Annotated in this window: 22 protein-coding genes and 4 pseudogenes; 21 read left to right on the top strand and 5 right to left on the bottom strand. The window is 69.4% G+C overall.

Annotation, left to right across the window (positions count from 1 at the left end):
• Nucleotides 1–290 precede the first annotated feature (290 nt).
• From HJD23_RS43295 to HJD23_RS01515, 3 genes are all read left to right on the top strand, one after another.
• Entirely contained in the window at nt 291–2,345 is a 2,055-nt protein-coding gene (locus HJD23_RS43295; protein ID WP_240980592.1) for an ATP-binding protein, read from the top strand.
• Entirely contained in the window at nt 2,342–3,052 is a 711-nt protein-coding gene (locus HJD23_RS01510; RefSeq protein WP_171107911.1) for a response regulator, read from the top strand. The genes HJD23_RS43295 and HJD23_RS01510 overlap by 4 nt, the downstream gene beginning before the upstream one ends.
• Nucleotides 3,053–3,148: 96 nt before the next feature.
• Nucleotides 3,149–3,712, top strand: coding sequence for a hemerythrin domain-containing protein (locus HJD23_RS01515; RefSeq protein WP_171107913.1), 564 nt, complete (start codon nt 3,149–3,151; stop codon nt 3,710–3,712).
• Nucleotides 3,713–3,784: 72 nt separating this feature from the next.
• Here the strand turns inward: HJD23_RS01515 and HJD23_RS01520 are convergent, their stop codons facing one another.
• Nucleotides 3,785–4,318, bottom strand: a complete 534-nt coding sequence (locus HJD23_RS01520; RefSeq protein ID WP_171107915.1) for a hypothetical protein — start codon at nt 4,316–4,318, stop codon at nt 3,785–3,787.
• 279 nt (nt 4,319–4,597) lie between these two features.
• Between HJD23_RS01520 and HJD23_RS43300 the strand changes: the two genes are divergently transcribed.
• Nucleotides 4,598–6,106, top strand: a complete 1,509-nt coding sequence (locus HJD23_RS43300; RefSeq protein WP_240980593.1) for a hypothetical protein — start codon at nt 4,598–4,600, stop codon at nt 6,104–6,106.
• Between the two features lie 107 nt (nt 6,107–6,213).
• On the opposite strand, the gene HJD23_RS01530 is transcribed toward HJD23_RS43300, so the two are convergent.
• Nucleotides 6,214–6,669, bottom strand: coding sequence for an NAD(P)H-dependent oxidoreductase (locus HJD23_RS01530; protein ID WP_171107917.1), 456 nt, complete (start codon nt 6,667–6,669; stop codon nt 6,214–6,216).
• 192 nt (nt 6,670–6,861) lie between these two features.
• Between HJD23_RS01530 and HJD23_RS01535 the strand changes: the two genes are divergently transcribed.
• The 3 genes from HJD23_RS01535 to HJD23_RS01550 all read left to right on the top strand — a co-directional run bounded on the left by HJD23_RS01535 (nt 6,862) and on the right by HJD23_RS01550 (nt 9,070).
• Entirely contained in the window at nt 6,862–7,530 is a 669-nt protein-coding gene (locus HJD23_RS01535; RefSeq protein ID WP_171107919.1) for a class I SAM-dependent methyltransferase, read from the top strand.
• 86 nt (nt 7,531–7,616) lie between these two features.
• On the top strand, nt 7,617–8,507 hold the full coding sequence (locus tag HJD23_RS01540; RefSeq protein WP_171107922.1) for an arginase family protein: 891 nt from the start codon (nt 7,617–7,619) through the stop codon (nt 8,505–8,507).
• Nucleotides 8,508–8,884: 377 nt separating this feature from the next.
• The gene (locus HJD23_RS01550) at nt 8,885–9,070 is read left to right on the top strand and encodes a transposase (protein ID WP_171107923.1); all 186 of its coding nucleotides are present in this window, start codon (nt 8,885–8,887) and stop codon (nt 9,068–9,070) included.
• 222 nt (nt 9,071–9,292) lie between these two features.
• Here HJD23_RS01550 and HJD23_RS01560 read toward each other — a convergent pair whose 3' ends face one another.
• Nucleotides 9,293–9,841 carry a Uma2 family endonuclease gene (locus tag HJD23_RS01560; RefSeq protein ID WP_171107925.1) on the bottom strand — a complete coding sequence of 183 codons (549 nt, stop codon included), beginning with the start codon at nt 9,839–9,841 and terminating at the stop codon, nt 9,293–9,295.
• A gap of 99 nt (nt 9,842–9,940) precedes the next feature.
• Here HJD23_RS01560 and HJD23_RS01565 point away from each other — a divergent pair.
• Nucleotides 9,941–10,057 (top strand): annotated as a pseudogene (locus tag HJD23_RS01565) (DUF2397 family protein); the annotation flags it as partial.
• Between the two features lie 477 nt (nt 10,058–10,534).
• Here the strand turns inward: HJD23_RS01565 and HJD23_RS43305 are convergent.
• Nucleotides 10,535–10,825: pseudogene (locus HJD23_RS43305) on the bottom strand (transposase); the annotation flags it as partial.
• Between the two features lie 503 nt (nt 10,826–11,328).
• On the opposite strand from HJD23_RS43305, the gene HJD23_RS01575 reads away from it, so the two are divergent.
• The 3 genes from HJD23_RS01575 to HJD23_RS01585 all read left to right on the top strand — a co-directional run bounded on the left by HJD23_RS01575 (nt 11,329) and on the right by HJD23_RS01585 (nt 14,743).
• Nucleotides 11,329–12,855 (top strand): MFS transporter, encoded by a 1,527-nt coding sequence (locus HJD23_RS01575; protein ID WP_171107927.1) that lies wholly within the window; start codon nt 11,329–11,331, stop codon nt 12,853–12,855.
• 21 nt (nt 12,856–12,876) lie between these two features.
• On the top strand, nt 12,877–13,620 hold the full coding sequence (locus HJD23_RS01580; protein ID WP_171111373.1) for a PIG-L deacetylase family protein: 744 nt from the start codon (nt 12,877–12,879) through the stop codon (nt 13,618–13,620).
• A gap of 301 nt (nt 13,621–13,921) precedes the next feature.
• Nucleotides 13,922–14,743 carry a hypothetical protein gene (locus HJD23_RS01585; RefSeq protein ID WP_240980594.1) on the top strand — a complete coding sequence of 274 codons (822 nt, stop codon included), beginning with the start codon at nt 13,922–13,924 and terminating at the stop codon, nt 14,741–14,743.
• 204 nt (nt 14,744–14,947) lie between these two features.
• On the opposite strand, the gene HJD23_RS01590 is transcribed toward HJD23_RS01585, so the two are convergent.
• Nucleotides 14,948–15,706 (bottom strand): alpha/beta hydrolase, encoded by a 759-nt coding sequence (locus tag HJD23_RS01590; protein ID WP_240980595.1) that lies wholly within the window; start codon nt 15,704–15,706, stop codon nt 14,948–14,950.
• 513 nt (nt 15,707–16,219) lie between these two features.
• Between HJD23_RS01590 and HJD23_RS43310 the strand changes: the two genes are divergently transcribed.
• The 10 genes and pseudogenes from HJD23_RS43310 to HJD23_RS01645 all read left to right on the top strand — a co-directional run bounded on the left by HJD23_RS43310 (nt 16,220) and on the right by HJD23_RS01645 (nt 25,506).
• A complete protein-coding gene (locus HJD23_RS43310) occupies nt 16,220–16,405 on the top strand; it encodes a hypothetical protein (protein WP_171107931.1) in 186 nt (61 codons plus the stop codon).
• Nucleotides 16,406–16,685: 280 nt separating this feature from the next.
• A pseudogene (locus HJD23_RS43315) lies at nt 16,686–17,206 on the top strand (NAD(P)-dependent oxidoreductase).
• 73 nt (nt 17,207–17,279) lie between these two features.
• A pseudogene (locus HJD23_RS01610) lies at nt 17,280–17,865 on the top strand (prephenate dehydratase domain-containing protein); the annotation flags it as partial.
• A gap of 77 nt (nt 17,866–17,942) precedes the next feature.
• Entirely contained in the window at nt 17,943–18,416 is a 474-nt protein-coding gene (locus HJD23_RS01615; protein ID WP_171107947.1) for a carboxymuconolactone decarboxylase family protein, read from the top strand.
• A gap of 95 nt (nt 18,417–18,511) precedes the next feature.
• Nucleotides 18,512–19,276 carry an SDR family oxidoreductase gene (locus HJD23_RS01620; RefSeq protein ID WP_171107949.1) on the top strand — a complete coding sequence of 255 codons (765 nt, stop codon included), beginning with the start codon at nt 18,512–18,514 and terminating at the stop codon, nt 19,274–19,276.
• Between the two features lie 57 nt (nt 19,277–19,333).
• The gene (locus HJD23_RS01625; RefSeq protein WP_171107951.1) at nt 19,334–20,317 is read left to right on the top strand and encodes an alpha/beta hydrolase; all 984 of its coding nucleotides are present in this window, start codon (nt 19,334–19,336) and stop codon (nt 20,315–20,317) included.
• 58 nt (nt 20,318–20,375) lie between these two features.
• The gene (locus HJD23_RS01630; protein WP_171107953.1) at nt 20,376–20,858 is read left to right on the top strand and encodes a cupin domain-containing protein; all 483 of its coding nucleotides are present in this window, start codon (nt 20,376–20,378) and stop codon (nt 20,856–20,858) included.
• Nucleotides 20,859–20,970: 112 nt separating this feature from the next.
• Nucleotides 20,971–21,729, top strand: coding sequence for an NAD(P)H-binding protein (locus HJD23_RS01635; RefSeq protein ID WP_171107955.1), 759 nt, complete (start codon nt 20,971–20,973; stop codon nt 21,727–21,729).
• 49 nt (nt 21,730–21,778) lie between these two features.
• Entirely contained in the window at nt 21,779–24,466 is a 2,688-nt protein-coding gene (aceE, locus tag HJD23_RS01640) for a pyruvate dehydrogenase (acetyl-transferring), homodimeric type (RefSeq protein ID WP_171107957.1), read from the top strand.
• A 269-nt stretch (nt 24,467–24,735) separates the two neighbouring features.
• Nucleotides 24,736–25,506: a class I SAM-dependent methyltransferase gene (locus tag HJD23_RS01645; protein ID WP_171107959.1), complete on the top strand. Its 771-nt coding sequence runs from the start codon at nt 24,736–24,738 to the stop codon at nt 25,504–25,506.
• Nucleotides 25,507–25,522 lie beyond the last annotated feature (16 nt).

Consider the following 25,522-nt stretch of genomic DNA (forward strand, 5'->3'; position numbering starts at 1 on the left):
TGTCGGTTGGTCGATGCGGTTGGGGAAAGCCCTGTGGGGGAGGGTGAGGTGGGCCACATGTTGCCCCCGCGTCAACGAGCTGTCCCGCTTGCGGAACCAACGAAGGTTTTGGTCTTTGTGTCAACTTGGTCTTTGCGTCAACTTGGTTCTCTGCGTCAACTTGGTCTCTGCGTCAACGCCGCCCGCGGCTGCCGCCTTGCCGATGACCGGTCTCTTTCCTCCTGCGCAGGTGGAGGCCATGATGGGGCGACTCCGCCCCGGGAGCCCCCTGCCGAAAGATCGAGTACGTCGTGATTGCCACCTTCCGTCGTCAGACCCTCGCCGGCGAGATGCTGGTGCTCCAGCTCGCCATCGTGGTGGTCGTGCTGGTGGCGGTCGCCGCGGTCTCGCTGGCCCAGTCGGAGGCGACCTTCGACCGGGTGGAGGGCCGCCGGGTCAGCGCGCTGGCCGAGCAGCTGGCGGCGAACCCGCTGGTGCGCGGCCAGCTGGTGCTGCCGCTGCCGCGGGAGGCGCTGGCGCCGCTGGTGAACGCCACGCAGTCGCAGTCCGGGGTGACCTCGGTGACGGTGGCGGACGCGGAGGGGCGGATCGTCAGTTCCACGGACCCGACGGCGATCGGCAAGGCGCTGCCGCTCGGGGACGGCGTCACGAAGGGACGCGGCTGGTCGGGCGAGCTGACGCTGGACGGTGGGCGCGAGCGGGTGGCCCAGGTGCCGGTGCTGGGGGCGAGGCGGGAGAACCTCGGACAGCACCTGGGCACGGTGATGATCGGCGAGGCCTCCCCCACCGTGTGGCAGCGGCTGAGCGGCGCCTCCTCGTATCTCCTCGCCTATCTGGGCATCGCGAGCGGGCTGGGGCTGGCCGGTTCCCTGCTGCTGGCCCGGCGGGTCAAGCGGCAGACGCTCGGCCTGGAGCCACGGGAGATCGCGGGGCTGGCCGAGCACCGGGAGGCGATGCTGTACGGGATCGCCGAGGGCGTGGTCGCGCTCGATCCGCAGCACCGGCTGACGCTGGTGAACGAGGTGGCGCGGCGGCTGCTCGCCCTGCCCGAGGACTGCGTGGGGCGGAGCCTGGCCGACCTGGGTGTCGAGGGGCGGCTGCGGGACGTGCTGGCCGGGGACCGGGACGGTGCGGCCGACAAGCGGGACGAGGTCGTCATCCGGCACGGCCGGGTCCTGGTCATGAACCGGATGACGGTGCGCAAGGACGGGCGGCTGCTCGGCTCGGTCACCACCCTGCGGGACCGTACCGAACTGGCGCGGCTGGAGCGGGAGATCGGCTCCTTCCGCAGCTCCTCCGAGCTGCTGCGCGCCCAGGCGCACGAGTTCGCCAACCAGCTGCACACCATCTCCGGGCTGATCCAGATCGGCGAGCAGGAGGAGGTGGTGCGCTACATCCGCGCCCTGAACCAGCACCGCCAGTCCCTGGACATCACCCTCAGCCGCCGCGTCCGCGACACCACGGTGGCCGCCCTCCTCATGGCAAAGTCCTCCCAGGCCGCCGAACGCAAGGTCCACCTGCGCATCTCGGACCACACGGCCCTCGACCGCCTGACGCCGGAGGACGCGGCGGACGTGGCGACGGTGGTGGGCAACCTGGTGGACAACGCGGTGGATGCGGCGGCGGGGGGTGCCGGGCGATCGGACAGCCTGGGCGAGTCCTGGCGCGGCAGCCAACCCGGCGGGGACGATGAGGACGGGCGTGACGACCAACCCGGCGGGGGCGATGAGGACCGGCGTGACGACCAACCCGCCGGGGGCCACGAGGACCGGCGCGACGACCAACCCGCCGGGGGCCATGAAGACCGGCGCGACGACCAACCCGCCGGGGGCCATGAAGACCGGCGCGGCAGCCAACCCGGCGGGGGCCACGAGGACCGGCGCGGCAGCCAACCCGCCGGGGGTCACGAGGACCGGCGTGACGACCAACCGGACGACGGCGACCAAGCCTCGCGCAGCGACCTGCTCAGCGGGCGCCACCAAGCTTCGCGCAGCGACCCGCCCGACGACCGCCACCAAACCCCGCGCAGCGACCCGCCCCGTGGCCGGGGTGAGGCGTGGGTCGAGGTTGAGTTGCGGCAGGATGCGGCCAGTGTCGAGATCGCTGTGCGGGACTCCGGGCCGGGTGTGGCGCCCGAGCTGGCGCGGGAGGTGTTCTCGCACGGCTTCACCACCAAGGCCGCCCAGAACGGCGAGCGCGGTATCGGCCTGGCGCTGACCCGGCTGGTCTGCGAACGTCACGGCGGGGAGATCTCGGTGCGCAACACACCCGACGGCGCCCTGTTCACCGCACGCATGACCGTCAGCCACCTCACCGTCGCGGTGGCGGAAGGAGCGGGCCGATGACCGGCAGAGAGGAAACGCCCGGTACGCCGGACGCGATCGACGTCCTCGTGGTCGACGACGACTTCATGGTGGCCAGGGTGCACCGCGCCTTCGTCGAACGGGTCGGCCCGTTCCGCGTGGTCGGCGTCGCCAGCAGCGGCCGGCAGGCCATCGACGCCGTCGACGAACTGCGCCCCGACCTCGTCCTGCTCGACCTGTACCTGCCGGACATGTTCGGCCTGGACGTCATCCCCCGGCTGCGCACCGCGGGCCACGACTGCGACGTCATGGTGATCAGCGCCGCCCGTGAGGCCGACACGGTACGCGGCGCCGTACGCCACGGCGTGGTCGACTACCTCCTCAAACCGTTCGAGTTCGAGGACCTGCGGACCCGCCTGGAGCGGTACGCCGCCCAGCGCGGCCGTCTGCTGACCACCGTCGTACGCGGCCAGGCGGACGTGGACCGGGTCCTGGCCGGAGCCGCGCCCGCGCCTGCCGCGGGCGGGCTGCCCAAGGGCATGAGCGTGGAGACCGCCGAACTGGTCGAGCGCGCCCTGCGCACCGCCGACGGCACTCTCTCCGCCACCGAGTGCGCCACCCTGACCGGCGTCTCCCGCGTCAGCGCCCGCCGCTATCTGGAGTACTTCCACACCACCGGCAACGCCGACGTGTCCCTGCGGTACGGCGTGGCCGGACGGCCCGAGCGGCGGTACAGCTGGCGGATGTGAGCGTCGCCCCGCCCGTGTTAGTCCGCCGTGCGCAGGGCACTCGTGCGGAGGCGGGTCTCATCCGGAGCCGCCGTGCGCACGCAGGAGGCAAGGATCATGGGACATGGTGGAAACGTCATCGACGAGCTGGTGACCGATCACCGTGAGGTCGAGGAGCTCTTCGGTCGTATCGAGGCGCTGCCGCCCGGTGAGAAGGACCGCAAGCTCCACGCCGACCAAGTCACGATGGAGCTGGTCCGGCACTCGGTGGCCGAGGAGGCCTACCTCTACCCGGCGGTACGTGAGCACGTGCCGAACGGCGACGCCCTGGCCGACAAGGAGATCGACGACCACTCCAAGGCCGAGCAGATCATGAAGGACCTGGAGAGCTGCGACGCGGACGACCCCGAGTTCGACCGCCTCATCGGCATGCTGATGAGCGAGATCCGCGCACACGTGGCCGACGAGGAGGAGAACCTCTTCCCCAAGCTGCGCGCCGCGTGTTCGCCGCAGGCGCTGGACGAGCTGGGCGACAAGATCCGCCAGGCGAAGATGATGGCACCGACCCGTCCGCACCCGTCGGCCCCGGACAAGCCGCCGCTGAACAAACTGCTGGCGCCGGGCGCGGGGCTCGTGGACCGGGTGCGGGACGCACTGACGGGTCGCGGGAAGCAGGCCTGATCCGACGCGAACCGAGTGAAGCGCCGAGGGTGTCCGGTTCGGCCGGGCACCCTCCGTCCGTCGGCCACGGCCTCAGGCGATCAGTGCCTGCCCCGGCCCCAGCCGGTCCAGCAGCCCGTCCTGGTGCAGCTCGGCGACCGGTGCCAGGAGGTCGGGGTGGCGCAGCAGCGCCGCCGCCCGCCGGTCGCTCGCGTCGGGCGCGAGCAGCCGGCGGAACTCCGTCGGTATCCCGGCCGTATGACCGCCGTCGGCCAGCGCGGCCACTGCCAGGCGGGCCAGCTCGGGGTCGGTGAGCAGGCAGGCGGCCCAGCTCGCCACGACCTCGTCCACCCAGGTCCGCCAGGCGTAGGCGTCCGGGTCCTCTTCCCCGCCCGCGTCCGCGTCCGCGCCGGTGATCCAGTCGAGCCGGTCGGAGCCTCCGGGCCCCGCCATCCCGACCAGCGCGGCGTCCATCTGCGTCGGATACCGCAGCCAGGCCGCGACGGTCACGGCCTGCCGCGCCTGCACCTCGCACAGGGCGGAGGCCAGGGCGCCGCCGGACGCCGGGTAGGCGCGCGTGAGCCACTGGGCGGTCGCCGCGATGAGGGGGGAGAGATCTGCGAGCACTGCCGAGCCGTCCGAGTCCTGGGCGCGGAGATGGGTCCGCGCCGTGTGCGAGGGGATGGGTCTGGCAAAAAACGGTAGCCCGGGACCCTGGGATGACGACATGGCCCGGAGCTCATCAGCGGCGTGGTTTCGGCCACACGTCCGGGACCCCGTTGGGTGTCACACGGTCGCTGCACCCGGGTGGCGAGGCGTCGGGACGGGCCCTAGTAATGGTCAGGGACCTCGCGTGTCGCGCTTCGGCAGCGCAGGAGCGGCCGCACGACTCCCTTGGAGCTCAGGATGACCACGCGTTCTTCACCAGAGCAGTCGAGCCCGTCCGACATAATCTTCGGCGAGCCCGCCCCCGTCGGCGAGCCGCCGTCCGGCACCGCCCTCGTCGGCGAGCCACCGGCCCGTACCACCCTCGTCGGCGAGTGCCCGCCCGCTACTGCCCCCGTCGGCGAGCCTGCGCCCGGGACCGCCCCTGCCGACGAGCCGCCGCCGTCCGGTACGGCCCTCGTCGGCGCCGCACCTGTCGGCGAACCGCCACCCGCGACCGCCCCCGTCGGCGAACCGCCACCCGCGACCGCCCCCGTCGGCGAACCGCCACCCGCGACCGCCCCCGTCGGCGAGCCGGCACGCGCGACCGCCCTCGTCGGCGAACCTCCGACCGGTACCACCCCGGCCGCCGACACGGCGTTCGCCATGGGCGCAGCGCTCGGCAGCGACCCGTCGGCCCTCCTCGGACCCGCGGAGCCCCTGGACGCCCCCGCTCCCCAGCGCCCCGCCGCGCCCGACCGCGGGGCGGGCGACAGGGTGCCGAATGCGGCGTTCCTGGGCCCGGTCGGTGACCTCGTCCATGCCGCCGTCAGCGATCGGCCGCTGGAGGAGATCGTCCGGCTGATCACGCTGATGGAGCAGTCGCCCGAGTACGCGCAGACCGTCGTCGCCGTGCTGCGGTCGGTCGCGGTGGACCGTCCCGTCGAGGACGTGGCCCGACTGGTCGTCGAGCTGACCCGGCCGCCGCGCGAGGCGGACAGCGCGGACGAAACGATCCGCGTGGCCGTCGAGCGACGGTCCCTCGAGGACGTGTCCCGGCTGATGGCGCTGCTGCACCAGGCCTCGCTGCAGCCGCACTGCGGACAGGAGGCGGTCCGCGCGGCGGCCACCGGGCGGCCCATAGAAGAACTCGTGGAGCTGATCGGCCGGCTGGCCCAGGAGCGGCAGTGCGAGGCGGAAGCGGCGGCGGCCGTGTGCCCGCCCTCCGGGGCCACCCCGGAGACAGCTTTCGCGCAGGGCGAGCCCGCGCCGGACTCGGATGTGGCGCGTCCGCGCGCCAGGCGGCACCTGCGTATATGGCGTGCGCGTCCCCCTGCGCAGCCCAAGAGGCCGGTCTTCTGGCCGAGTTGGCTCGCTGCCGCGGCGCTCGTCGTGTGCGGTGCGGCGTACTTCCCGCTGCGCCGGGACGGCGCGCCGCTCAGCGTCTTCGCGGTGACGCTCGGCATGTCCGGGCTGTGCCTGACGCTCGCCGTGGTGCTGGCGCTGCGGGCCAGTGTCGCGGCGCTGATGACGGGCATGCTGCTGCCGGCGGGCCTGGCGGGTGCGGGGCTTCTGGAGAGCCGGGTCCATTCGGCGGGGCTCTCGCAGGCCATGCACCTCACGGTGGCCCCACCCTGGAGCGCCGGCCTCACGGCGGTGTCCGCCTCACTGGCCTCGCTGGCGGCCCTGCTCCTACTGCTGATGGTCCAGGTGGCGGAGCGCTATCCGGCAGCGCGTCCGACGGCCGAGGCGAGCCGGGCGGCGGAGTGATCGGCACCGCCGGGGTGGGGCGGACGACCACCGGGGCGGTGCGGACGGCTCCGCCCCACGGCCCCATCAGCCCCTACGGCTCCATCACCCCTACGCTGCACCAGCCCCTACGGCTCCATCAGCCCGGCCGCGATCGTCGCCCCCAGCTCCCAGCACCTCTCGATGTCGGCCCGGTCCGGCTCGCCGGTCACGGTGACCGCCTCGGCCGTGCGTCGCCAGCCCAGGCCGGTCGTGATCGACTCGATGCCGCGCACCGCGCCGGTGACGTCGTTGCCGCCGTGCACGTAGTAGCCGAAGGGCCGGCCGCGCGTCTCGTCCAGGCACGGGTAGTAGACCTGGTCGAAGAAGTGTTTGAGGGCGCCGGACATGTAGCCGAGGTTCGCCGGGGTGCCCAGAAGGTAGCCGTCGGCGGCCAGCACGTCGGACGCCGTGGCGGACAGCGCCGCCCGTCGCTCGACCCGGACGTTCTCGATCTCCGGCGTCGTCGCACCGGAGATCACCGCTTCCAGCATGGCCTGGCAGTTGGGCGAGGGCGTGTGATGCACGATCAACAAGGTGGTCACGTCCGCACCCTGCCGTGGCGGCCCAGCTGACCGCAACCGCCCGACGGCGACCACCGCCCGCACGCCACTCCCGCCCCCGACGGCAACCGCCCCGCGCGCACGTCACCCCCGCCCGCAAGGGCACCCGCACCCTGCCCGCCGTAACACGTTGTGACCCCGGGCCGTGAATGGAACGATGCCCGGCACATCCGCATGACGAAGGGACGCATCGTGACCGACGGGGATCACCGGCCGCCCGCCGCAACCGCGTTCGACGCGATCGGGGCGGCGTACGAGAAGGCGTTCGCGGGGTCCGAGGCGCACCGGGCGTCGCTGGAGTGGTTGCTCGGGCGACTGGAACCCGGCAGTCGGGTGCTGGACGTCGGCAGCGGGACCGGACGTCCCACGGCACAGGCGCTCGCCGAGGCGGGCCATGACGTCCTGGGCGTCGATGTCTCGCCCGTGATGGTGGACCTCGCGAGCCGGCAGGTGCCCCACGCTGCCTTCCAGTGCGCCGACATCCGCGAACTGCCGCTCGCCGACGGGTCGTTCGACGCGGTCTGCGTGTACTTCTCCCTGCTCCAGATGTCCCGCGAGGAGCAGTCCGGGCTCGTACGGCGGCTGGCGCGGGCGGTGCGGTCCGGCGGCCATCTGGTGCTCGCCACCGTGCCGCTGGACGTGCAGGACGTCGAGGCCGTCTTCATGGGGCAGCCCGTACGGGTGACGAGTTACGGCGCCGAGGAGTTCGCCGCGATGGCGGGCGGGGCGGGACTCACGGTGCTCGGGCAGGACCGTACGGTCTTCACTCCCGCACATCCGGAGGCGATCCCCGAGCCGCATCTGTTCCTGTACTGCCGACGTGACGGGGACCCGGCCCACTGACCGACCTGGGCCCTGCCGACCGGGCGGCGTCCGCGTTTCTGCGCGACCATGGCCAGGTGGGCGCCCACCGGTGAAGGGACTGTGACGTGCGGGAACTGGCGATCATCGAGGCGCCGTCCGTCCTGGGGCTGCGGCCGTCCGGCGTCGAGGACCTCCCGGCGGCTCTGTTCGCCGCCGGTCTGCTGGACATCCCCGGCGCGGTACGGGCCGGCCGGGTCGAACCGCCCGCCTACGACCCGAAGCGGGACCCCGACACCGGGGTCCTCAACAGCACCGGCATCGCGGAATACTCCGTCCGGCTCGCCGACGCGGTCGGCGAGGTGCTCGACTCCGGCCGCTTTCCCGTCGTGCTCGGCGGCGACTGCAGCATCCTGCTCGGCAATCTGCTCGCCCTGAAGCGGCGCGGCCGGTACGGCCTGCTGTTCCTCGACGGCCACACCGACTTCTACCAGCCGGAGGCGGAACCGGTGGGCGAGGCCGCCTCGATGGAACTCGCCCTGGCCACCGGCCGCGGCCCCCGGCTGCTCGCCGACCTCGCGGGCCGCGGCCCCTTGGTGCGCGACGAGGACGTGGCCGTACTGGGCTACCGCGACGCCGCGGAGTCCGCCCAGTTCGGTATGCAGCCGCTGCCGCCCGAGCTGTACGCCATGGATCTCGACGGGGTCCGTGCCGTCGGCGCCGGCACGGCCGCACGCCAGGCGGTCGAGCGGCTGACCCGCGTACCCGGCGGCTACTGGGTGCACCTCGACGTCGACGTCCTGGACGACGCGATCATGCCGGCCGTCGACTACCGCCAGCCCGGTGGACTGACGTGGCTGGAGCTGGAGGACGTACTGAGCACGGCCCTGGCCGACGAACGAGCCGTCGGCCTGGACGTCACGATCTTCAACCCCCGCCTGGACCCCGACGGGAGCATCGCGGCCGGTCTGACGGAGTGCCTGCGCCACGGGCTGTCGGCGCGCGCGGAGGCGGGCTGAGGACCCGCGACCGGCCCCGGTTCAGCGCCGGCCGAGCGCCTTCAGTACGGCCTCGGCGGTCGCCGTGCTGGACTGCAGGTATTCCTGGAGCACCTTTCTGACCCGACCCTATGTCTGTCTACGTCGGTATCGATGTGTGGTGCATCCACTGCGGTGCAGGGCGATTGCCTCCGCGCGGTTGAAGAACGACAGGGTGGACGCGGCCACCCTGGCCCAGCTGCTGCGGGCCGATCTGCTGCCGGAGGCATGGATCGCACCGCTGGACGTGCGGCAGCAGCGCGCGTTGGTGCGGCACCGCTGCCAGCTGGTGCGTCTGCGCACCCGGCGGCGCAACCGCGTCCACTGCGTCCTGGCGAATCACGGCCGCGACCGGCCCGGTGGCTGCTTCACCGCCCCGGGGCCGGGCCTGGCTGGAGGGCCTGGACCTGCCGGACGCCTCCCGCCGCGTGGTCGACGACCTCCTGCCGGGGGTGGGCACGCTCACCGCACTGGTCATGGTCGCCGAGATCGGCGACATCACCCGCTTCCGTCCGCGCGCAAGCTCGCCGCCGCGGCCGGGCTGACGCCCACAGTCCGCGGCTCGGATCTCACCGTCAGGTACGGGCACATCTCCAAACAGGGCTCGGACTGGCTGCGGTGGATCTTGTGCGAGGCGCCATGCCCCGCAGGGGGCCCGATGCCACCGACCGACAACCGCCAAGGGCGGTCGCAGACATCCGCCCGACCTGAAACCGCCCACGGCACAAGCACCGTGACCGGGACAGCCCAACGACTGGGCGGGCAGGTCAGCTCTCGTGGGAGTCGCGCGTGGGAAACGTACTGGTGTCGATCGTCACACGCTCCCCGGTGGCCAGAGTGAAGGCGACCGGACTTCCGTAGGGGATCTCCACGGTCCGCCCGTACCCGGAGGCGTGCGGCTCGGACATGAGGGTGACCGCCTTCTTGAAGGGGTCGGCGATCAGGTAGACGTCGATGCCGTAGCGCCCGTACTTGCGGACGTTGCGCACGTAATCCTTCTCGTCGTCGGGCTCGGAGGGGACTCCGACGACCGCGAGCACGTCGACGCAGGAGTAGCTGTTCTTCCGGCGTTCAGCGTCGAAACCGATGACCGTGAGGTCGGGGGCCGCGTCGTTCTCTCCGGGGAAGGTGATAAGTACGTCGCCGAAGACCCGCTCGCGGGAAATGCCCGCAGCCGTGACCGAGCCCTCGACGTCCCTGACGGTCCAGTGCTGCTCCGGACTCTGCGGCGTCATGATCACTCTTCCGTCGAAAACCTCGATCTTGTACCCCTCGGGGACAGCGCCCCGCTCGATCAGGTCACTCATGACGCTCATGGCGGCTCACCTCCTGCGGGCATTATGACCGACAGGGACACATCCGGGCTCGGACTCCCGAACAACCCACCGCCATCGCCCTCCGTACACTCTTGGCCACGACTGCTGGCCCGCTGGTTCGCCGAGGCACCGGACGATGAGGCGCGGCACCGGTTGTGGCGGGCCGCGTTCGGGCTGTACCCCGCCCGGCACCTGACCGTGGACGCCGACACCCTCGCCGAGGGCCGGAAGCCAGTACGCAGGCGGCACGGCCCCGCGTCGATTGCGTGCGGCATCACTCGATACCCCGGCGTTCAACTCGCGGTGGTCCAAGCGACCTGTCGGCGGCCTGGACCGCACAAAGCGACAGCCCCAGGCAGAGTGTCACCCTTCGACCAGGCGCCGTAGCTCAGGGAGCAGTGCTTCGATGTCCTGTCCCGTGCGGAACGCGACGACGGTGGTCCCCGGTCCTCTCCCCACCGGAGAGCCTGGCGCCGGAAAGAGCGAGGGTACTTCCCGCATCGCCTCGTCGACCTCCGTGACGGGGTCGGCGGACTCCCCTCGCAGCCACCGCCGCAGCACGTGGTTGTGGGCCGCGACGACGGACGCCGCCATGAGTTCGGCTCTCAGCGACGCCGCCTCCATCGGATCTCCCATCCAGTCCGCGATGAACTCGCGGAACAGGCGCTGATACCGGGCCACACTCGCGATCTCCCGGTCACGCAGGAGGAACCCTGTCTCGTCGATGACCAGGACACCGTCGGGCTCGCCAAGCCGCTCGGCCACATACGCCTGCACGTCGTCACGGACCGCGTCCGCGTCCCACCGTGCACGGTTGAGAAGGTTCTGGAACCCATGAGGCGCGCCGTGACCTGCGTACTCGGCGAGCTGCCAGCTGTTCTTCCGACCGACGGGCCCAAGCAGTGCCCGCACGTAGTCCCGCATCCGCCGCCGAAGATCAGCCCGGCCGAACCGATGGCCGACCCGCAACAGCACCTCGTCCAGCTCTTCCGCCCACACATCGGGGCACACATCATCTTGCACGATCAGAACAACAGCGATCGAGGACGCCCGTCACGAACTCCCGCCACATGACGGCCCATCAGCTCGCTACACTCGGAAACAGGCTCCTGACCAGCGGCGATAGCGAACTGCAACTGGAGTACTAAAAGCACCTGGGCCGATCGGCAAAGAGCGCGTCGAGGGGGTACGGAACGTTTGCCCTGACGTCGGAGTTCGTGCCCGGATACGAGAACGAACGTGTGTGTCACATCATGGGCACCTGCCCGGTCATACCTCGCACAACGTTTCTGTCACGTGCCAGGACCGTCGGCAGGCCGAGCGCTCCCACAAGCACATCGTGGACACGACGGTTGTCACCTGGTTTTTCAGGCAGTGACCCGACACATGGAGCTCCGCACGGTCGTCTCTGTCCACTTCGCAGGGCTTCCGCAGCAGGAGTGCGCCTCTTCCACGACCGAATCCGATGGGCGACGCAGGAAATCGACATGGACATTTCTTCACAGACACAGCCCGCCGCGCGGATCGCGAGTGCCCGCGGCAAGTGGATCCTGCTGACGACCGTGCTGGGGTCCAGCGCGGTGCTCCTGGGTTCGACGGTCACCAACGTCGCGCTGCCCCGCATAGGTGAGGACTTCGACGCCGACCTGGGCGTCCTCCAATGGACCGTGAACGCCTACATGCTGACTCTGGCCGGTCTGATCCTGCTCGGAGGCGCCTTGGGCGACCGCTTCGGCCGGCGCCGGGTCTTCCTGGTGGGCGTGGTGTGGTTCGCGGCAGCGTCCCTGCTGTGCGGTCTGGCCCCCGACACCGGCACGCTGATCGCGGCTCGCGCTCTCCAGGGTGTCGGCGGTGCCCTGCTCACTCCCGGCTCACTGGCGCTCATCGAGGCGTCGTTCCACCCGGACGACCGGCCGCGCGCGGTCGGCCTGTGGTCGGGCTTCGGCGGCGTGGGCGCGGCGCTCGGCCCGTTTCTGGGAGGCTGGCTGGTGGACGGGCCCGGCTGGCGCTGGACCTTCCTGCTGAACGTACCGCTGGCTCTTATCTGCGTCCCCGTCGCGCTGCGCCACGTCCCGGAGTCCGTCGGCTCCGCCCCGCAGAGCGCGGTGCCGGTGGGGGGCGGAGCACGCCGACGGCAGGGCTTCGACGTTTCCGGGGCCGTCCTCGGAGCTCTCACGCTGGCTCTGGCGACGTATGCGCTGACCGAGGCGCGCGAGGGTGGCGTCCTGGTGGCCGTCGCAGCGGTCGGCGGTCTGATGGCGGGCGTCGCCTTCATCGTCGTCGAACGGCGAAGTCCCGACCCGATGATGCCGCTGTCCCTCTTCGCCTCACGGCAGTTCACCTCGGTCAACCTGATCACCCTGTGCGTGTACGGGGGTCTGGGCGGCTTCTTCTTCCTGACCGCTCTCCAACTGCAGACAGTCGTCGGGTATTCGGCGCTCGAAGCCGGTGCGGCCATGCTGCCGAACACCGTGCTCATGCTGCTCTTCTCGTCCCACGCAGGTGAACTCGTCCGGCGCATCGGCCCGCGCATCCCGCTCACCGTCGGCCCGCTCGTGTGTGCGGCGGGCATGCTGCTGATGCTGCGGGTCGGTCCCGGTGCCTCATACCTACTGGATGTCGTGCCCGCGCTGCTGGTCATCGGGGCCGGGATGGTCACGATGGTCGCTCCGTTGACCGTGACGCTCCTGTCGTCGGTGGACGGCGGGAACGCCGGGCTCGCCAGCGGCATCAACAACGCGGCGGCCCGGGCCTCCGGACTGGTCGCCGTGGCGGCCCTGCCCCTCCTGATCGGCATGGGCCCGGACGCGTACCGATCGGGGGCCGCTTTCGACGCGTCGTTCAGCCGGGCGATGCCGCTCTGCGCGGCGCTTCTGGCAGGCGGGGCACTGCTGGCCTTCGCGACGCTGCGGCAGACGACCGCCGTCCATCACCGGGTGCACTGGCACGCCCACGGGTGGCTGATGGAACCGCCGCTGGCCCCGCGGTTCCCGCACCACCACCCAAGCAACTGAATCGAAACGAAAGCAGACATGATGACCAGTACGTCTCTTCCACCGCTGCTGCCCATGCCGGAGGACTGGCAGCGAGCCCTTGCCGTGGTGGCCCATCCCGACGATCTCGAGTACGGGTGCTCGGCCGCTGTCGCGTCCTGGGTCGAGGACGGGCGAGAAGTCAGCTACGTTCTGGCCACCCGGGGCGAGGCCGGCATCGATACGCTGGCGCCGCAGGAGGCCGGGCCGCTGCGCGAGAAAGAACAGCGTGCCAGTGCCGCCGCCGTGGGCGTCTCGGAGGTGGAGTTCCTCGACCACCAGGACGGTGTGATCGAGTACGGCGTCCCCCTGCGCCGTGACATAGCCGCGGCCATCCGCCGGCACCGGCCCGAGCTGGTGATCACCCTGAACCACCATGCGACCTGGGGCGCGGGAGCGCAGAACACCCCGGACCACGTGGCCGTCGGGCGGGCCGTCCTCGATGCCACGGCGGACGCCGGCAACCGCTGGATCTTCCCGGAGCTGGCCGAGCAGGGGCTGCAACCGTGGAACGGCGTCCGATGGGTGGCCGTCGCCAACGCACCGGTCCCCACCCACGCCGTACGCGCGGACCACGGGTTCGAACGGGCGGTGCAGTCTCTGCTGGCACATCGTGCCTACATCGAGGCGCTGACCAACGAGGACCCCGAGGCGTACGTACGTCGTTTCCTGACCACCACCGCCCAGGCGCACAGCGCGCGGTTCGGTGGAGAGCCGGCCGTCGTCTTCGAACTGTTCAACCGATGACCGAATTTCGACAAGGCTCCTGCCCGCCTCTGTCACAGACCAGGTGCTGATCCGGTCGTAGGTGATGCGCCGTGTCCGTCGATGCCTCTCGGACCGGCGCCCGCCCCCGCAGCTTCGAGAAGGGACATGCCTTGCCGTACGAGTCTTTGACCGTTCTGGATGCCGGCCCGTCCAACGGCGTGGACCCGGACGAGTTCGTCAGAGCGGCCATGCAGTGGCACTTCGCCCCGCGACCGGTTCCCGGTTCTGGCTCAGCCGGGCCGCGCGGCTCGGTTTCGATCCCCGGCAGGACGTCGAGGGGGTGGCAGACCTTGCGCTCTTCCCCGACATGACGGACGAGTTGAGGGAGGTGCGGGTGGCCGATCTCATCTCCCAGGGCTACGGATCCCAGGCCATGCTGCTGAACGTCTTCGACTGCGGTGGCACGACCGGCGCACCCAAGCGTGTCGTTCAGCTCGACGACTGGATGCGGCACAGCACCGAACATGTGGAGCAGAGTCTGCGGGCCCACAAAGTGCCCAATGGCGCCCAGTGGCTGACCGTCGCTCCCACCGGTCCGCATCTCGTGGGTGACGTGCTGCAACGGGCGGCGGCCTCTCTCGGCGGCCCGGGCCTGAGCATCGACATGGATCCCCGGTGGGTGAAGAAACTGATCGCCGCCGGGAAAACGGATGAGGTCGAGGCCTACACCGACCATCTCGTCGATCAGTGCCGTCGCATTCTGCTCAGCCAGGACATCGGCGTGCTCGCCGCCACCACCCCGATGCTGGAGCGGTTCGCACGGGAGGACGACCTCCTGGAGACGATCAACGGCAAGGTCAAGGCGATCATCTGGGGCGGTACCCACATGGATCCCGACACGCGGCACCTGTTGAGCACCGACATCTTCCCCGAAGTGCCCCTCATCGGTATGTACGGCAACACCATGATGCTCACCGCGCTCCTGGAACGCGTCGGTCTCACCACGTCCGAGCCGTGGTGCCGTCTCCGTCGGGCATCTGCACCAGGCTCTGTGCCTGTGCCTTCAGCGCGTACATCCTGCCCATCGCGGCGCCGAACATCTTCGGAGTGCCGTTGCACGCCTGCTCCAGCTGAAGGAGCAGGCCGCAGTAGGTCAGGTTGAACTCCGTCTGCGCGGTTCGGATCGGGCTGCCCACGGGGGTCCTCCCCCAGCCGTGGATTGGGGCGCATCGGGTGGACGCCGGCGAGGTGTCGCTCGGTCAGCAGCCATGACCGGGCAGTTTCCGTATGTCGAGTCCGCTGCTGACATGCGAAGTTGTGCTCTCGACGACGCGGCGGCACCAACCCCTGCCAGTGCCGCCGGGCATCATCGAAGACGGCGCGCCGTACGGCGCGCTAGTCGGGGCTGCTTCCAGTGCGTCTCAAGGGCTGTGGCGACCTCGGCCGGCTTCTGCAACAGCGGCCAGTGGTTGCAGTCGAGCCTCAGGACCTGGGAGGCCCGCATGGCGGGGCCGAGCTTCTCGCCGAACTCGATCTGGCAGGCCGGGTCGAGCACACCCCAGAACACCAGGGCCGGCGCTGATACGTTCGCCAGCGCCGGTTCCCACTCCGCTCCCATCGTCAGCGCGGAGCGGTAGAGCTTCAGGATGCTGTCCTTCATCGGTCCGTCCACATGGCTGACCATCTCGGCCGCCGCCTCGGCAGGGACGTCGAAGCCTGCCGTCAACTCCTCGGCGAAGGACGTGGGCTCCAGCTCGTCCATGTACTTGGGGCCCTCGACCGGGTCCTGCCAGATCTTGGCCAGGGGGTGCCAGACGTACTGAGCGCTGATCGGACCGTTTCCCCCCGCCCAGGTACGGACCAGGTCAGGCCTTATCGATGCGATGCGGGCGGTGAAGATGCAGCCCCAGTCGTGGCCGACCAGGTCCACCGGCTCGCCGACCCGTTCCAGCCGGTCGATGAGCCAGTCGACGTACTCCTCCTTGGTGGAGCGGAAGCCGGGCGGCAGTGGCGCTCCGAAGCCGGGCAGGTCCCAGGCCTCCACGTCACTGCGGGTCAGATTCCGGCGTACGCCGTCCCATACACGATGGGTGTCGGGGACGCCGTGGATCAGGATTGCTGGCACGGTCGGGTCCTTCACGGTAGAGGTCTCAGCAGAGACAAAAGGGCTGGCTCGTGGTGCCACAGCCGCGCGCATCCAGGGAAACAGCAGAGCAGTCCCGCGACACATTGTTCCGTCGCGGCGGCTCGCGTCCCAAGTCGGCGCGGATGAATGCTGCGGCGCAGATTGCAACCATGCATAGGCGTGCACAGTGAACATACCGTGTGAAGCAACACGTTGCCACATCCGGCAACCCTGCGAGCGCGACGACCGCGGCACCGACAGAGACGCCTGCGTACACAACGTGTGACACTGTATAATTCGATGTGGCCCGTCGGCCTTGCAACGTCGCAACACGGACTCCGGAGACAGCCGACGGGAGCACAGGAGCAGACGCCGACCTGCCCTCTCCGTGCGCGGCGCCGGGGCGCCGCGCCTTCCGCCGCAAGGACGAGACCCCGCAGGGGAGTTCCGCCGCATGGGCGGCATTCCGGCAGTCATCCGAGCTGCACGACAAGACCTGGAAGTAGCTGATGCATGATGAATGAGGGCGTGACCGCGTGGCTTCCCTATCCTCCAGCGGAGATTCCCGGACTGCCGGACGGAATCTCCTACCACTACTGGGACGGTTCCCATGCGCTGCCCGGTGACCCGAACGACGTCCGCTTCCTGGTCAGCGGAGGGGGCGCCGGCCCCCGGCGCCCGGCGCGGAACATGCCCTGAGCCGCGTGCTGCCGCAAGCAGGAAACCTGGAGGTCCTCCAGCTCCTCAGCTCGGGATACGACACCATGGTGCCGCTGCTGGACGCGATGCCGCCCGGGGCACAGCTGGCCACCGCACGCGGAGTGCACCGTGAAGCGACGGCAGAGCTCGCTGTCACTCTGCTGCTCGCACTCATGCGCGGTGTCGACCGGTTCATCGGCCAACAGGCGCAGCACGCAGGGAAGTCGAGGATCTGGCCCACTCGGCCGGCAAGCGTGTCCTGGTCGTCGGATACGGGGCCGTGGGCACGGCCGTCGCAGCCCGGCTTCATGCGTTCGGGTGCGAGGTCGTGCCGGTGGCGCGGGTCGAGCGCACCTCCCCCACCGGCCGTGTGCACGGTGCGGCGCTGCTGCCCGAACTGCTGCCCACGGCGGATGCGGTGGTGCTCTGCGCACCGCTGACGAAGGCGACGCGCGGCATGTTCGGCGCGGACTCCCTGGCACTGCTCAAGGACGGGGCCGCGCTGGTCCACACCGCCCGCGGCGAGCTCGTGGACACCGCTGCCGTGGTCCGCGAGGTACGCCACGGCCGACTGCGGTTGCGCTCGACGTGACGGATCCCGAGCCACTGCCCGCCGGACACCCGCTGTGGAACCTCCCCTGTGCGCTGATCACCCCTCACACGGCGGCGTTCACCGACGCGTTCCGACCGATGTCGATGGGCTTCCTACGGCGGCAGCTGCACCGCTACGCAGCCGGCGAGGAGTTGGAGAACGTCATCCCCATCGCGCCCGAACACTGGGCCGGTGATCAAGCTGCCTAGGCACAGCACAGCATCGCAAGGTTCTTCCCCCCGAGGTCGTCGGGCCTGGCACCGCCCTGGCACAGGTGCTGCGCTGCTACCGGAATCAGGCCTGTTCATCATCGCCGAGTACTTCCTCGCCATCCGCTTCGATCTCATGGCCGTCCCCGGCACATCGCTCGACCAGGTGGAGTGCGTACGCAGCCACGTGCACGCCTTGGGACAGTGCCGAAAGGTACTGCGCGAAGGCGGCTGGCGCACCCTCGTCAGCGACGACACGGCAGGTCCCTCTACGGCCTTCAGCTGCTGCGGCCGGCCGTCGAGGACGATCCCGACAACACCACCCGGTTCGTCGTGCTCTCCAGGGACGGCACCCTCTCGCCGAGGACGGAGGAGCCGACGATGACGAGTCTGTTCTTCTGCGTACGGACATTCCCAGCGCGCTCTGCAAGGCGCTCGGCGGATTCGCGAGCAGCGCCGTGAACCTCACCAAGATCGAGAGCTACCAGATGGGCGCCGGGCAGAGTCCCAGTCGCTTCTACGTCGAGATCGAGGGGCATCCCGACGAGCGCCGCGTTGCCCTCGCCCTGCAGGAACTGCGCTTCTTCTCGTCCGAGGTACGCATCCTCGGCGTGTATCCGGCGCATCCACACCGGTTGGTGGACCGCATCACACGGTGACATACCCGACTCCATGTCACACATTGCGGAGCAGCCCTGTCAGTAGTGTGTATCCGCCACACGGCAAGGAGATCACCGTGGAATCGCGTCTCAACTACTTCGGCAACCCCCTCGCGGGAAGGATCCTGAAACACATCAACTCCGCCGGCAAGGTGGTGTCGGACTCGGCACTTCCGACCCTGACCCAGGAACTGGTGAAGATCCGCGCAAGCCAGATCAACGGCTGCGGCTTCTGCACCGACATGCACACGAAGGACGCCGCGCACGCCGGGGAGACCCCACAGCGCCTCAACCTGGTCGCGGCGTGGCGTGAGGCCACGGTCTTCACCGAAGCCGAGCGCGCCGCCCTGGAGCTGGCTGAGCAGGGCACGCGTATCGCCGACGCCGGCGGTGGCGTCACCGACGAGGCATGGGCGAACGCTGCCAAGTACTTCGACGAGGAACAGCTGGTTGCCCTGATCTCCCTCATCGCGATCATCAACGCGTACAACCGCATCAACGTCATCAACCAGCAGCCTGCCGGGGACTACCGGCCCGGCCAGTTCGGCTGACCGGCCCGCCCGGCCACCCACGGTCCGTCTCCGCGCCTCCCCGACCAACGGCGGGAGACGGACCACGTCTTACGAACATCGAACAGAGGAAAGCCATGCCCAGCTCCACATCTCTGCACTTCACCGACCGCGTCGCCATCGTCACCGGGGCAGGATCGGGTATCGGCCGCGCCACCGCGATCGCCCTGGCCGCGGCAGGAGCACGCGTCCTCGGAGTGGGTCGCCGGAAGGAAGCCCTCGAGGAGACGGCCCGGGCCCACTCCAGCATCGCGATCCTGCCGCTCGACATCTGCGAGGACGGCGCCGCGGACACGGTTGTCGCCACCGCCGTGGAATGGTGGGGCCGCCTCGACGTGCTGGTGAACAACGCCGGCACCACTGCGGTGATGCCGCTGGCGGACACGGACAAAGCCGTGATCACCAGCCTGTTCGACCTGAACGTGACGGCCCCGACCATGCTCGCCCATGCGGCTCTGCCGCACCTGCGCGACTCGTCGGGTTCCATCGTCAACGTCTCGAGCACCTACGGTCACCGCCCATTGGCCGGAGCAGCCCACTACGCCGCCACCAAGAGCGCCTTGGAGCAGCTGACGCGGAGCTGGGCGCTCGAGCTCGCGCCGGAAGGGGTGCGGGTGAACGCCATCGCCCCCGGCCCCATCGAGACCGATGTCCTGTCTGCGGCAGGGCTCTCCCAGGACACCATCGACGATATTCGTGCCAAGGAACGTGACCGCATCCCGACAGGCCGTCACGGCGACCCGAAGGACGTCGCGGACTGGATCCTGCGCATCGCTGATCCCCTGCACAGGCACATCACCGGTCAAGTGCTGACGATCGACGGCGGACTCGAGCTCAGCTGACTCGGCCCTGCTGGGCAGCACTCCGGTCCTCGCATCGAGTAGCGAACGGATGACCTCATGTCGGACCGCCACACGTCCTCCCCCGCCGCCTCCGCGGCGTCGGCGCCTGCCCCGACCCAACGGCTTCGGCCACTGCGGCACGCCCGCACCGACGTGCTGGATGTCGCCTATTACGAGACAGGGCCGGAGAAGGGGGACCCCATTGTGCTCTTTCACGGCTTCCCCTACGACATCCACAGTTATGTCGAAGTGGCTCCGCTGCTCGCCGAGGAGGGCTTCCGCGTCGTCGTCCCCTACCTGCGAGGCCATGGTCCGACGACGTTCCTCGCCGAGTCGACGCCGCGATCAGGCCAGCAGGCCGCCATCGGTACGGACGTCATCGCCTTGATGAACGCCCTGGACATCGACAAGGCATACCTCGCCGGATACGACTGGGGTGGGCGAGCCGCCTGCATAGCAGCGGCGGTATGGCCAGAACGCTGTCTCGGGCTCGTGTCCGTCAACGGCTACCTCATCCAGGACATCAGCTCGGCGATGACCCCCATCAGCCCCGATCTGGAGGCGGGATTCTGGTACTTCTACTACTTCCTCACCGAGCGCGGGCGTACGGCACTCACCGCCGACGCGAAGGAGATCGCCCGTGTCATCTGGACGAGGAACTCGCCCAAGTGGTCGTTCACCGAGGAGATCCTTGACCGAGCCGCCGAGGCCTTCGAGAACCCCGACTATGCCGACATCGTCACGCACTCCTACCGCCACCGGCTCGGCATGGCCCCCGGCCACCCCGACTACGAACAGCTCGAAACGCTTCTCGCCGACCAGCCCGTGATCACCGTGCCGGCCATCACGCTCGACGGCACGGCCGACGGAAACTTTCCCGCGACGGACGGCACGCCCTCCGCCCACCATTTCACCGGTCCCCGGCTGCACCGTCAGGTGCAGGACGCCGGTCACAACCTGCCTCAGGAACATCCCGAAGCGTTCGCGGCCGCGGTGCGGGACGTGCGAGCACTGCACCGGGAACACGCCGCACGCCGGTAGGACCGCACATGCCTCATCAGCCCGTCATTACGCATCCCTCAGGGAAGGAATGGTTCACATGTCGTACCCCAAGCAGGTCTATGCGGGTGAGGGCGGCGAGATCAGCGCGAATTTCCGGCCGGCGGACACACCGCCGAATGTCGGCACCGCCGGCAAGGACGCCATTCACTACCTGGCGACCACAACCACCACCCGAGGCGAGTTCGGGCTCTACCGGGTCGAGATGAGTGCGAGGGCGGGTGGCCCCAAGACTCATTTCCACAGGTCCATCTCGGAGTCGTTCTTCATCCTCAACGGCACGGTTCGCCTGTTCAACGGCGCGCAGTGGGTCGACGCGCAGCAGGGCGACTTCTTGCATGTGCCGCAGGGCGGACTGCATGCCTTCCGCAACGACTCCGACGCTCCGGCTGAAATGCTTCTGCTCTTTACGCCTGGAGCACCGCGTGAAGCGTACTTCGAGGGCCTTTCGCAGTTGGCTCATGCCACGGATGAGGAGCGCGCCCGGTTCTTCGACGAGCACGACTCGTACTTCGTGGAATAGCCGACAGTGTCACAACAACAGCACGTGCTCTGTCGTAGTCAGTGGAGTGCGTGATTGCTCCGGCCTGAAGGCACCAGCGGGGTCCCTGACCCCTCGAAGGGAAGGAACCCAGATGAGAGTCGTTGTCGCAGGAGCCACCGGACTGGCCGGCTCCAGGACGGTTGCCAGGCTTCGGGATCACGGCGTGGAAGTCGTGCCCGTTTCCCGCCGTGACGGTGTCGACGTCATCACGGGTCGTGGCCTGAGAGAGGCATTGCGCGGCGCTGAAGTGGTGGTGGACGTGACCAACGCCCCGTCACACACGGATCAGTCCGGTCTGGAATTCTTCCGCACCGCCACCACCCACCTGCTGTCCGCGGCAGCCGCGGCCGGTGTCGAACACCACGTGCTGCTCTCCACTGTGGGAGCCGAGCGACTGCAATCGGCGTACTTCCGTGCGAAGTTGCTCCAGGAGGAGAAGGTACGGCGCTCGCCGATCCCCTATTCGATCGTGCGGGCCACTCCGTTCTTCGAATCCGTCGAAATCATGGCGGCCGAGAACACCTCCCACAACCGCGTGCACGTGGCGCCGGTCCTGATCCGTCCCGTGTCGACGGACGATGTCGCCGTGGCCCTCGCGCATATCGCCGTAGGTCTTCCCAGGTTCAGCACCCTGGAAGTCGCCGGCCCGGAAGAGCGTCGCCTCGACGAGCTCACGGCAGAGGTCCTGGCCGCCCGCCACGACAAGCGCGTTGTCGTCACCGACGCGCACGCCCGCTACTTCGGCGCGGAGTTGAGGGAGCGAGCGCTGCTGCCGGGAGCGGACGCCCACGTGGGCCACGTGACGTTCACCGAGTGGCTCGCACAGCCGGTGGTCCACACGCAGCGATGACGGCCAGGCCACCGCGTACGTCCCTTCCCGCCACCACAGAAAGGCTGTCATGAGTGATCCGGCCCGGCCCGCGGACTTCTCGTCGATGAGTGAGCTCGACCAGCTGCCCGACCGTGACGCCGAGGAGACGGTGGAATGGCAGGCATCACTCGACGCCGTCATCAGACACGCAGGGCCTGAGCGCGCCGTGTACCTGCTGCGCCGCGTGTACGAGCACGCGGCCAGATCCGGAGTGGTCCTGCCGGGGCTTCTTTCCTCGGACTACATCAATACGATCCCGGCGTCGTCCGAGCCCGCCTTTCCGGGCGACCTCGCCATGGAGTCCCGCATCACCGCGCTGAACCGGTGGAACGCGGCGGCGATGGTGACGCGTGGCTCCCGTCTGGGTCTCGGGGGCCACATCTCGACCTACGCCTCGGCGGCGTGGCTCTATGAGATCGGCTTCCATCACTTCTTCAAGGGCAAGGACGGCGACGGTTCCGGCGATCAGCTGTATTTCCAGGGGCATGCGTCGCCCGGAATCTACGCACGCGTGTTCCTGGAGGGCCGGCTGCGCCAGGAACAGTTGGACGGTTTCCGGCGTGAGGCCGACGGGCGCGGCCTGCCGTCCTACCCGCACCCCCGGCGCCTGCCGTGGCTGTGGGAGTTCCCGACCGTCTCCATGGGGCTCGGCCCGCTCGCCGCCGTCTACCAGGCGAGGTTCAATCGCTACCTGCTCAACAGGGGCATCAAGGACACCTCGGGGTCACGTGTCTGGGCCTTCCTCGGAGACGGTGAAGTGGACGAGCCCGAGTCGACGGCGGCGCTGTCCCTTGCCGCCCGTGAGGGTCTCGACAACCTCACCTTCGTCATCAACTGCAACCTCCAGCGCTTGGACGGCCCGGTACGGGCCAATTCCAAGATCGTGCAAGAACTCGAGAGCCGGTTCCGCGGCGCGGGCTGGCATGTGGTGAAGACGCTGTGGGGCGAGGCCTGGGACCCGGTGCTCCAGCAGGACACGGACGGCTCCCTCGTCCGCCGCCTGGGCGAAGTACCCGACGCCCAGCTCCAGACGTACGCCGCGCGGGACGCCGCCTACATACGCAAGCACTTCTTCACCGGCGATTCCTTGTCCCTCCTCGCCGGGGGTCTGAGCGACGCGCAGCTCACCGACCTCTTCGAGAACTCCCGGGGCGGGCACGAACCCCTCAAGGTCTACGCCGCCTACAAGGCCGCCGTCGAGCACAGGGGCACACCCACCGTCGTCCTCGCCCAGACGGTGAAGGGCCACACGCTGGGGTCGGACTTCGAGTCCCGCAACGCAAACCATCAGATGAAGAAGCTGACCATGGCCCAGTTCCGCGAGATGCGCGACAGGTTGGAACTGCCCATCCCCGACAGCGCGTTGAGCGGGGACCTCGTGCCGTACTGGCACCCTGGAGAGGACTCGGAAGAGGTGCGGTACCTGCGCGAGCGACGTGCCGCTCTGGCCGGGCCCGTCCCGGTACGGAGAGTCGTGGCCAAGCCGCTGAAGCAGCCGGAGACCGGCCCCTTCGAAACCCTTCAGAAGGGCTTCGGCAAGCAAGAGGTGGCTACCACCATGGCCCTCGTCCGGCTGGTCAAGGACCTGATGCGCGTCGAGGAGACGGGGCCGCGCTGGGTGCCCATCATCCCCGACGAGGCACGTACCTTCGGTATGGAGTCCCTGTTCCCGACGGCCGGGATCTACTCGCCCGAGGGCCAGAACTACGAACCGGTCGACGTCGATCAGCTGCTGCACTACAGGGAGGCCAGGAACGGCCAGCTCATCGACGAAGGCATCACCGAAGCCGGGTCCATGGCCGAGTTCACGGCTGCGGCGACGTCGTACGCCACACACGGCGAACCCATGATCCCCTTCTACATCTTCTATGCCATGTTCGGGTTCCAGCGAACGGGCGATCAGTTCTGGGCCCTGGCGGACCAGATGGGCCGCGGCTTCGTCATCGGAGCGACGGCCGGCCGTACGACGATGACCGGCGAGGGACTCCAGCACGCCGACGGCCACTCGCACCTGCTGGCCGCCACGAATCCGGCCGCTGTGAGCTACGACCCGGCCTTCGCGTACGAGATCGCGGTGATCGTCAGGGAAGGGCTCCGGCGCATGTACGGCGACCGGCCCGAAGACGTCTTCTACTACCTGACGGTCTACAACGAGCCCAAACAGCAACCGGCCATGCCCAGCGGGCCATCGGTCGAGGAAGGCATCCTGCGGGGCATCTACCGGTTCCGGCAGGCAGAACCCCGCGGCGAGGGGCCGAGGATCCAGTTGCTGGCCTCCGGCACCGCCATCCACTGGGCACTGGAGGCCCAGGAGCTCTTGCGGTCCCAGTGGGGAGTGGACGCCGACGTCTGGTCGGTCACGTCCTGGACGGAGCTGCGCCGCGACGCGTTGGATGCCGACAGGGCACGGCTGCGGGGTGAGGAGCGGCTCCCGTACGTGACGGCGGTGCTGGCGGACGCACCAGGGCCCGTCCTCGCGGTCAGCGACTGGATGCGGCAGGTCCCCGACCAGATCAGCCAGTGGGTCGAGCAGGACTACACGTCCCTGGGGACGGACGGCTTCGGCCTCTCGGACACCCGTGATGCCGTTCGGCGCTATTTCCGAGTGGACGCCGAGTCGATCGTCGTTGCCGCTCTGGACCGACTGGCGCGCGCCGGCGCGGTCGACCTCCAGACGGTTGCCCGAGCGCGCGAGCGCTACGGCTGGCAGGGGTGAGCACTTCGTCGGCAGCACGCGGTTTCCACAACCGACGGCCTGGCAGCCTCTTCTCCTGTGGCTGGGGCTGCCGCCGGCTCTCCGGCTCCCTTGATGACCGGGGTCATCGGTCCATCCGTGGTATCGACCGCGATGCCGACGCGACCTGAACGTCGCCGTGAGGACATCGTGGCAGCCGCAGCACACTGTTCGACATCCCCGGAGCCACGCACCGCAGCGTCCCTCGTTCTCGCTGTCACAGATGGGTCACATGGCTTGTCTTGATTGATATGCACACTTCGCCAGCAAATGTCTCCATCGATCTTCTCGAGGAAGACCAGCAGAACGCGTATGCGGTCAGCGCCGAGTTCTACGACGTCCTGCAGGCCGAGCGGGACGAGGCACGCGTGCGCCGGCTGTACAGCGGCGATGTCGGGAACGCCCGTCTCGGTGTGCTGGATGTCGGCGCAGGAACCGGCCGGGTCACGCTGATGAGCCTCATGGAGTCACAGGTCCCCGTGCACGCCATCGAGCCCACGCGTGCCATGCGCTCCCCCCTGATGACGCGCCTCGCCTCCCTGCCCGCCGGCCTGCGGATGCGGGTCACGGTGCATCCCCACACGCTCGACGCGGCCGGACTGCACGAGGTGGCCGACGTGGCCATATGCCACAACACGGTCGCCTGCCTTCACCCTGCTTCACGGCGGGCCCTGTGGCCGGCCATCGCCAAGGCGCTCGTGCCCGGCGGTGTGCTGCTCATTCAGCTCCCACCCGCACGCCTTCCGCTTCACGAGACCACTCATGTCCTTCCGACGCAGAGGGTCGGCCTGCACGAGTACGGCGGACGCATGGTGGCGTCGGCCGACGTGAACCGGATCCGAACACGTTTCGACTACCGGGTACGTGATGAGGGCGGTCTCCTGCGGGAACACAACGAAACGTTCTGGATGTGGCCGGCATCCCGTACGAAGATGATCGGGGAACTGGCGGAGTCCGGGTTCGCCCCGCTTCCCGAGCGGGCCGATCCTGCCGTACTGGCGGTGCGGCTCAGCCGGCGATGACCAGGTCCCGGGCGGC

It is taken from the genome of Streptomyces sp. Z423-1 (assembly GCF_013009255.1).
In the GTDB taxonomy this organism is placed as follows: Bacteria; Actinomycetota; Actinomycetes; order Streptomycetales; family Streptomycetaceae; genus Streptomyces; species Streptomyces gossypiisoli.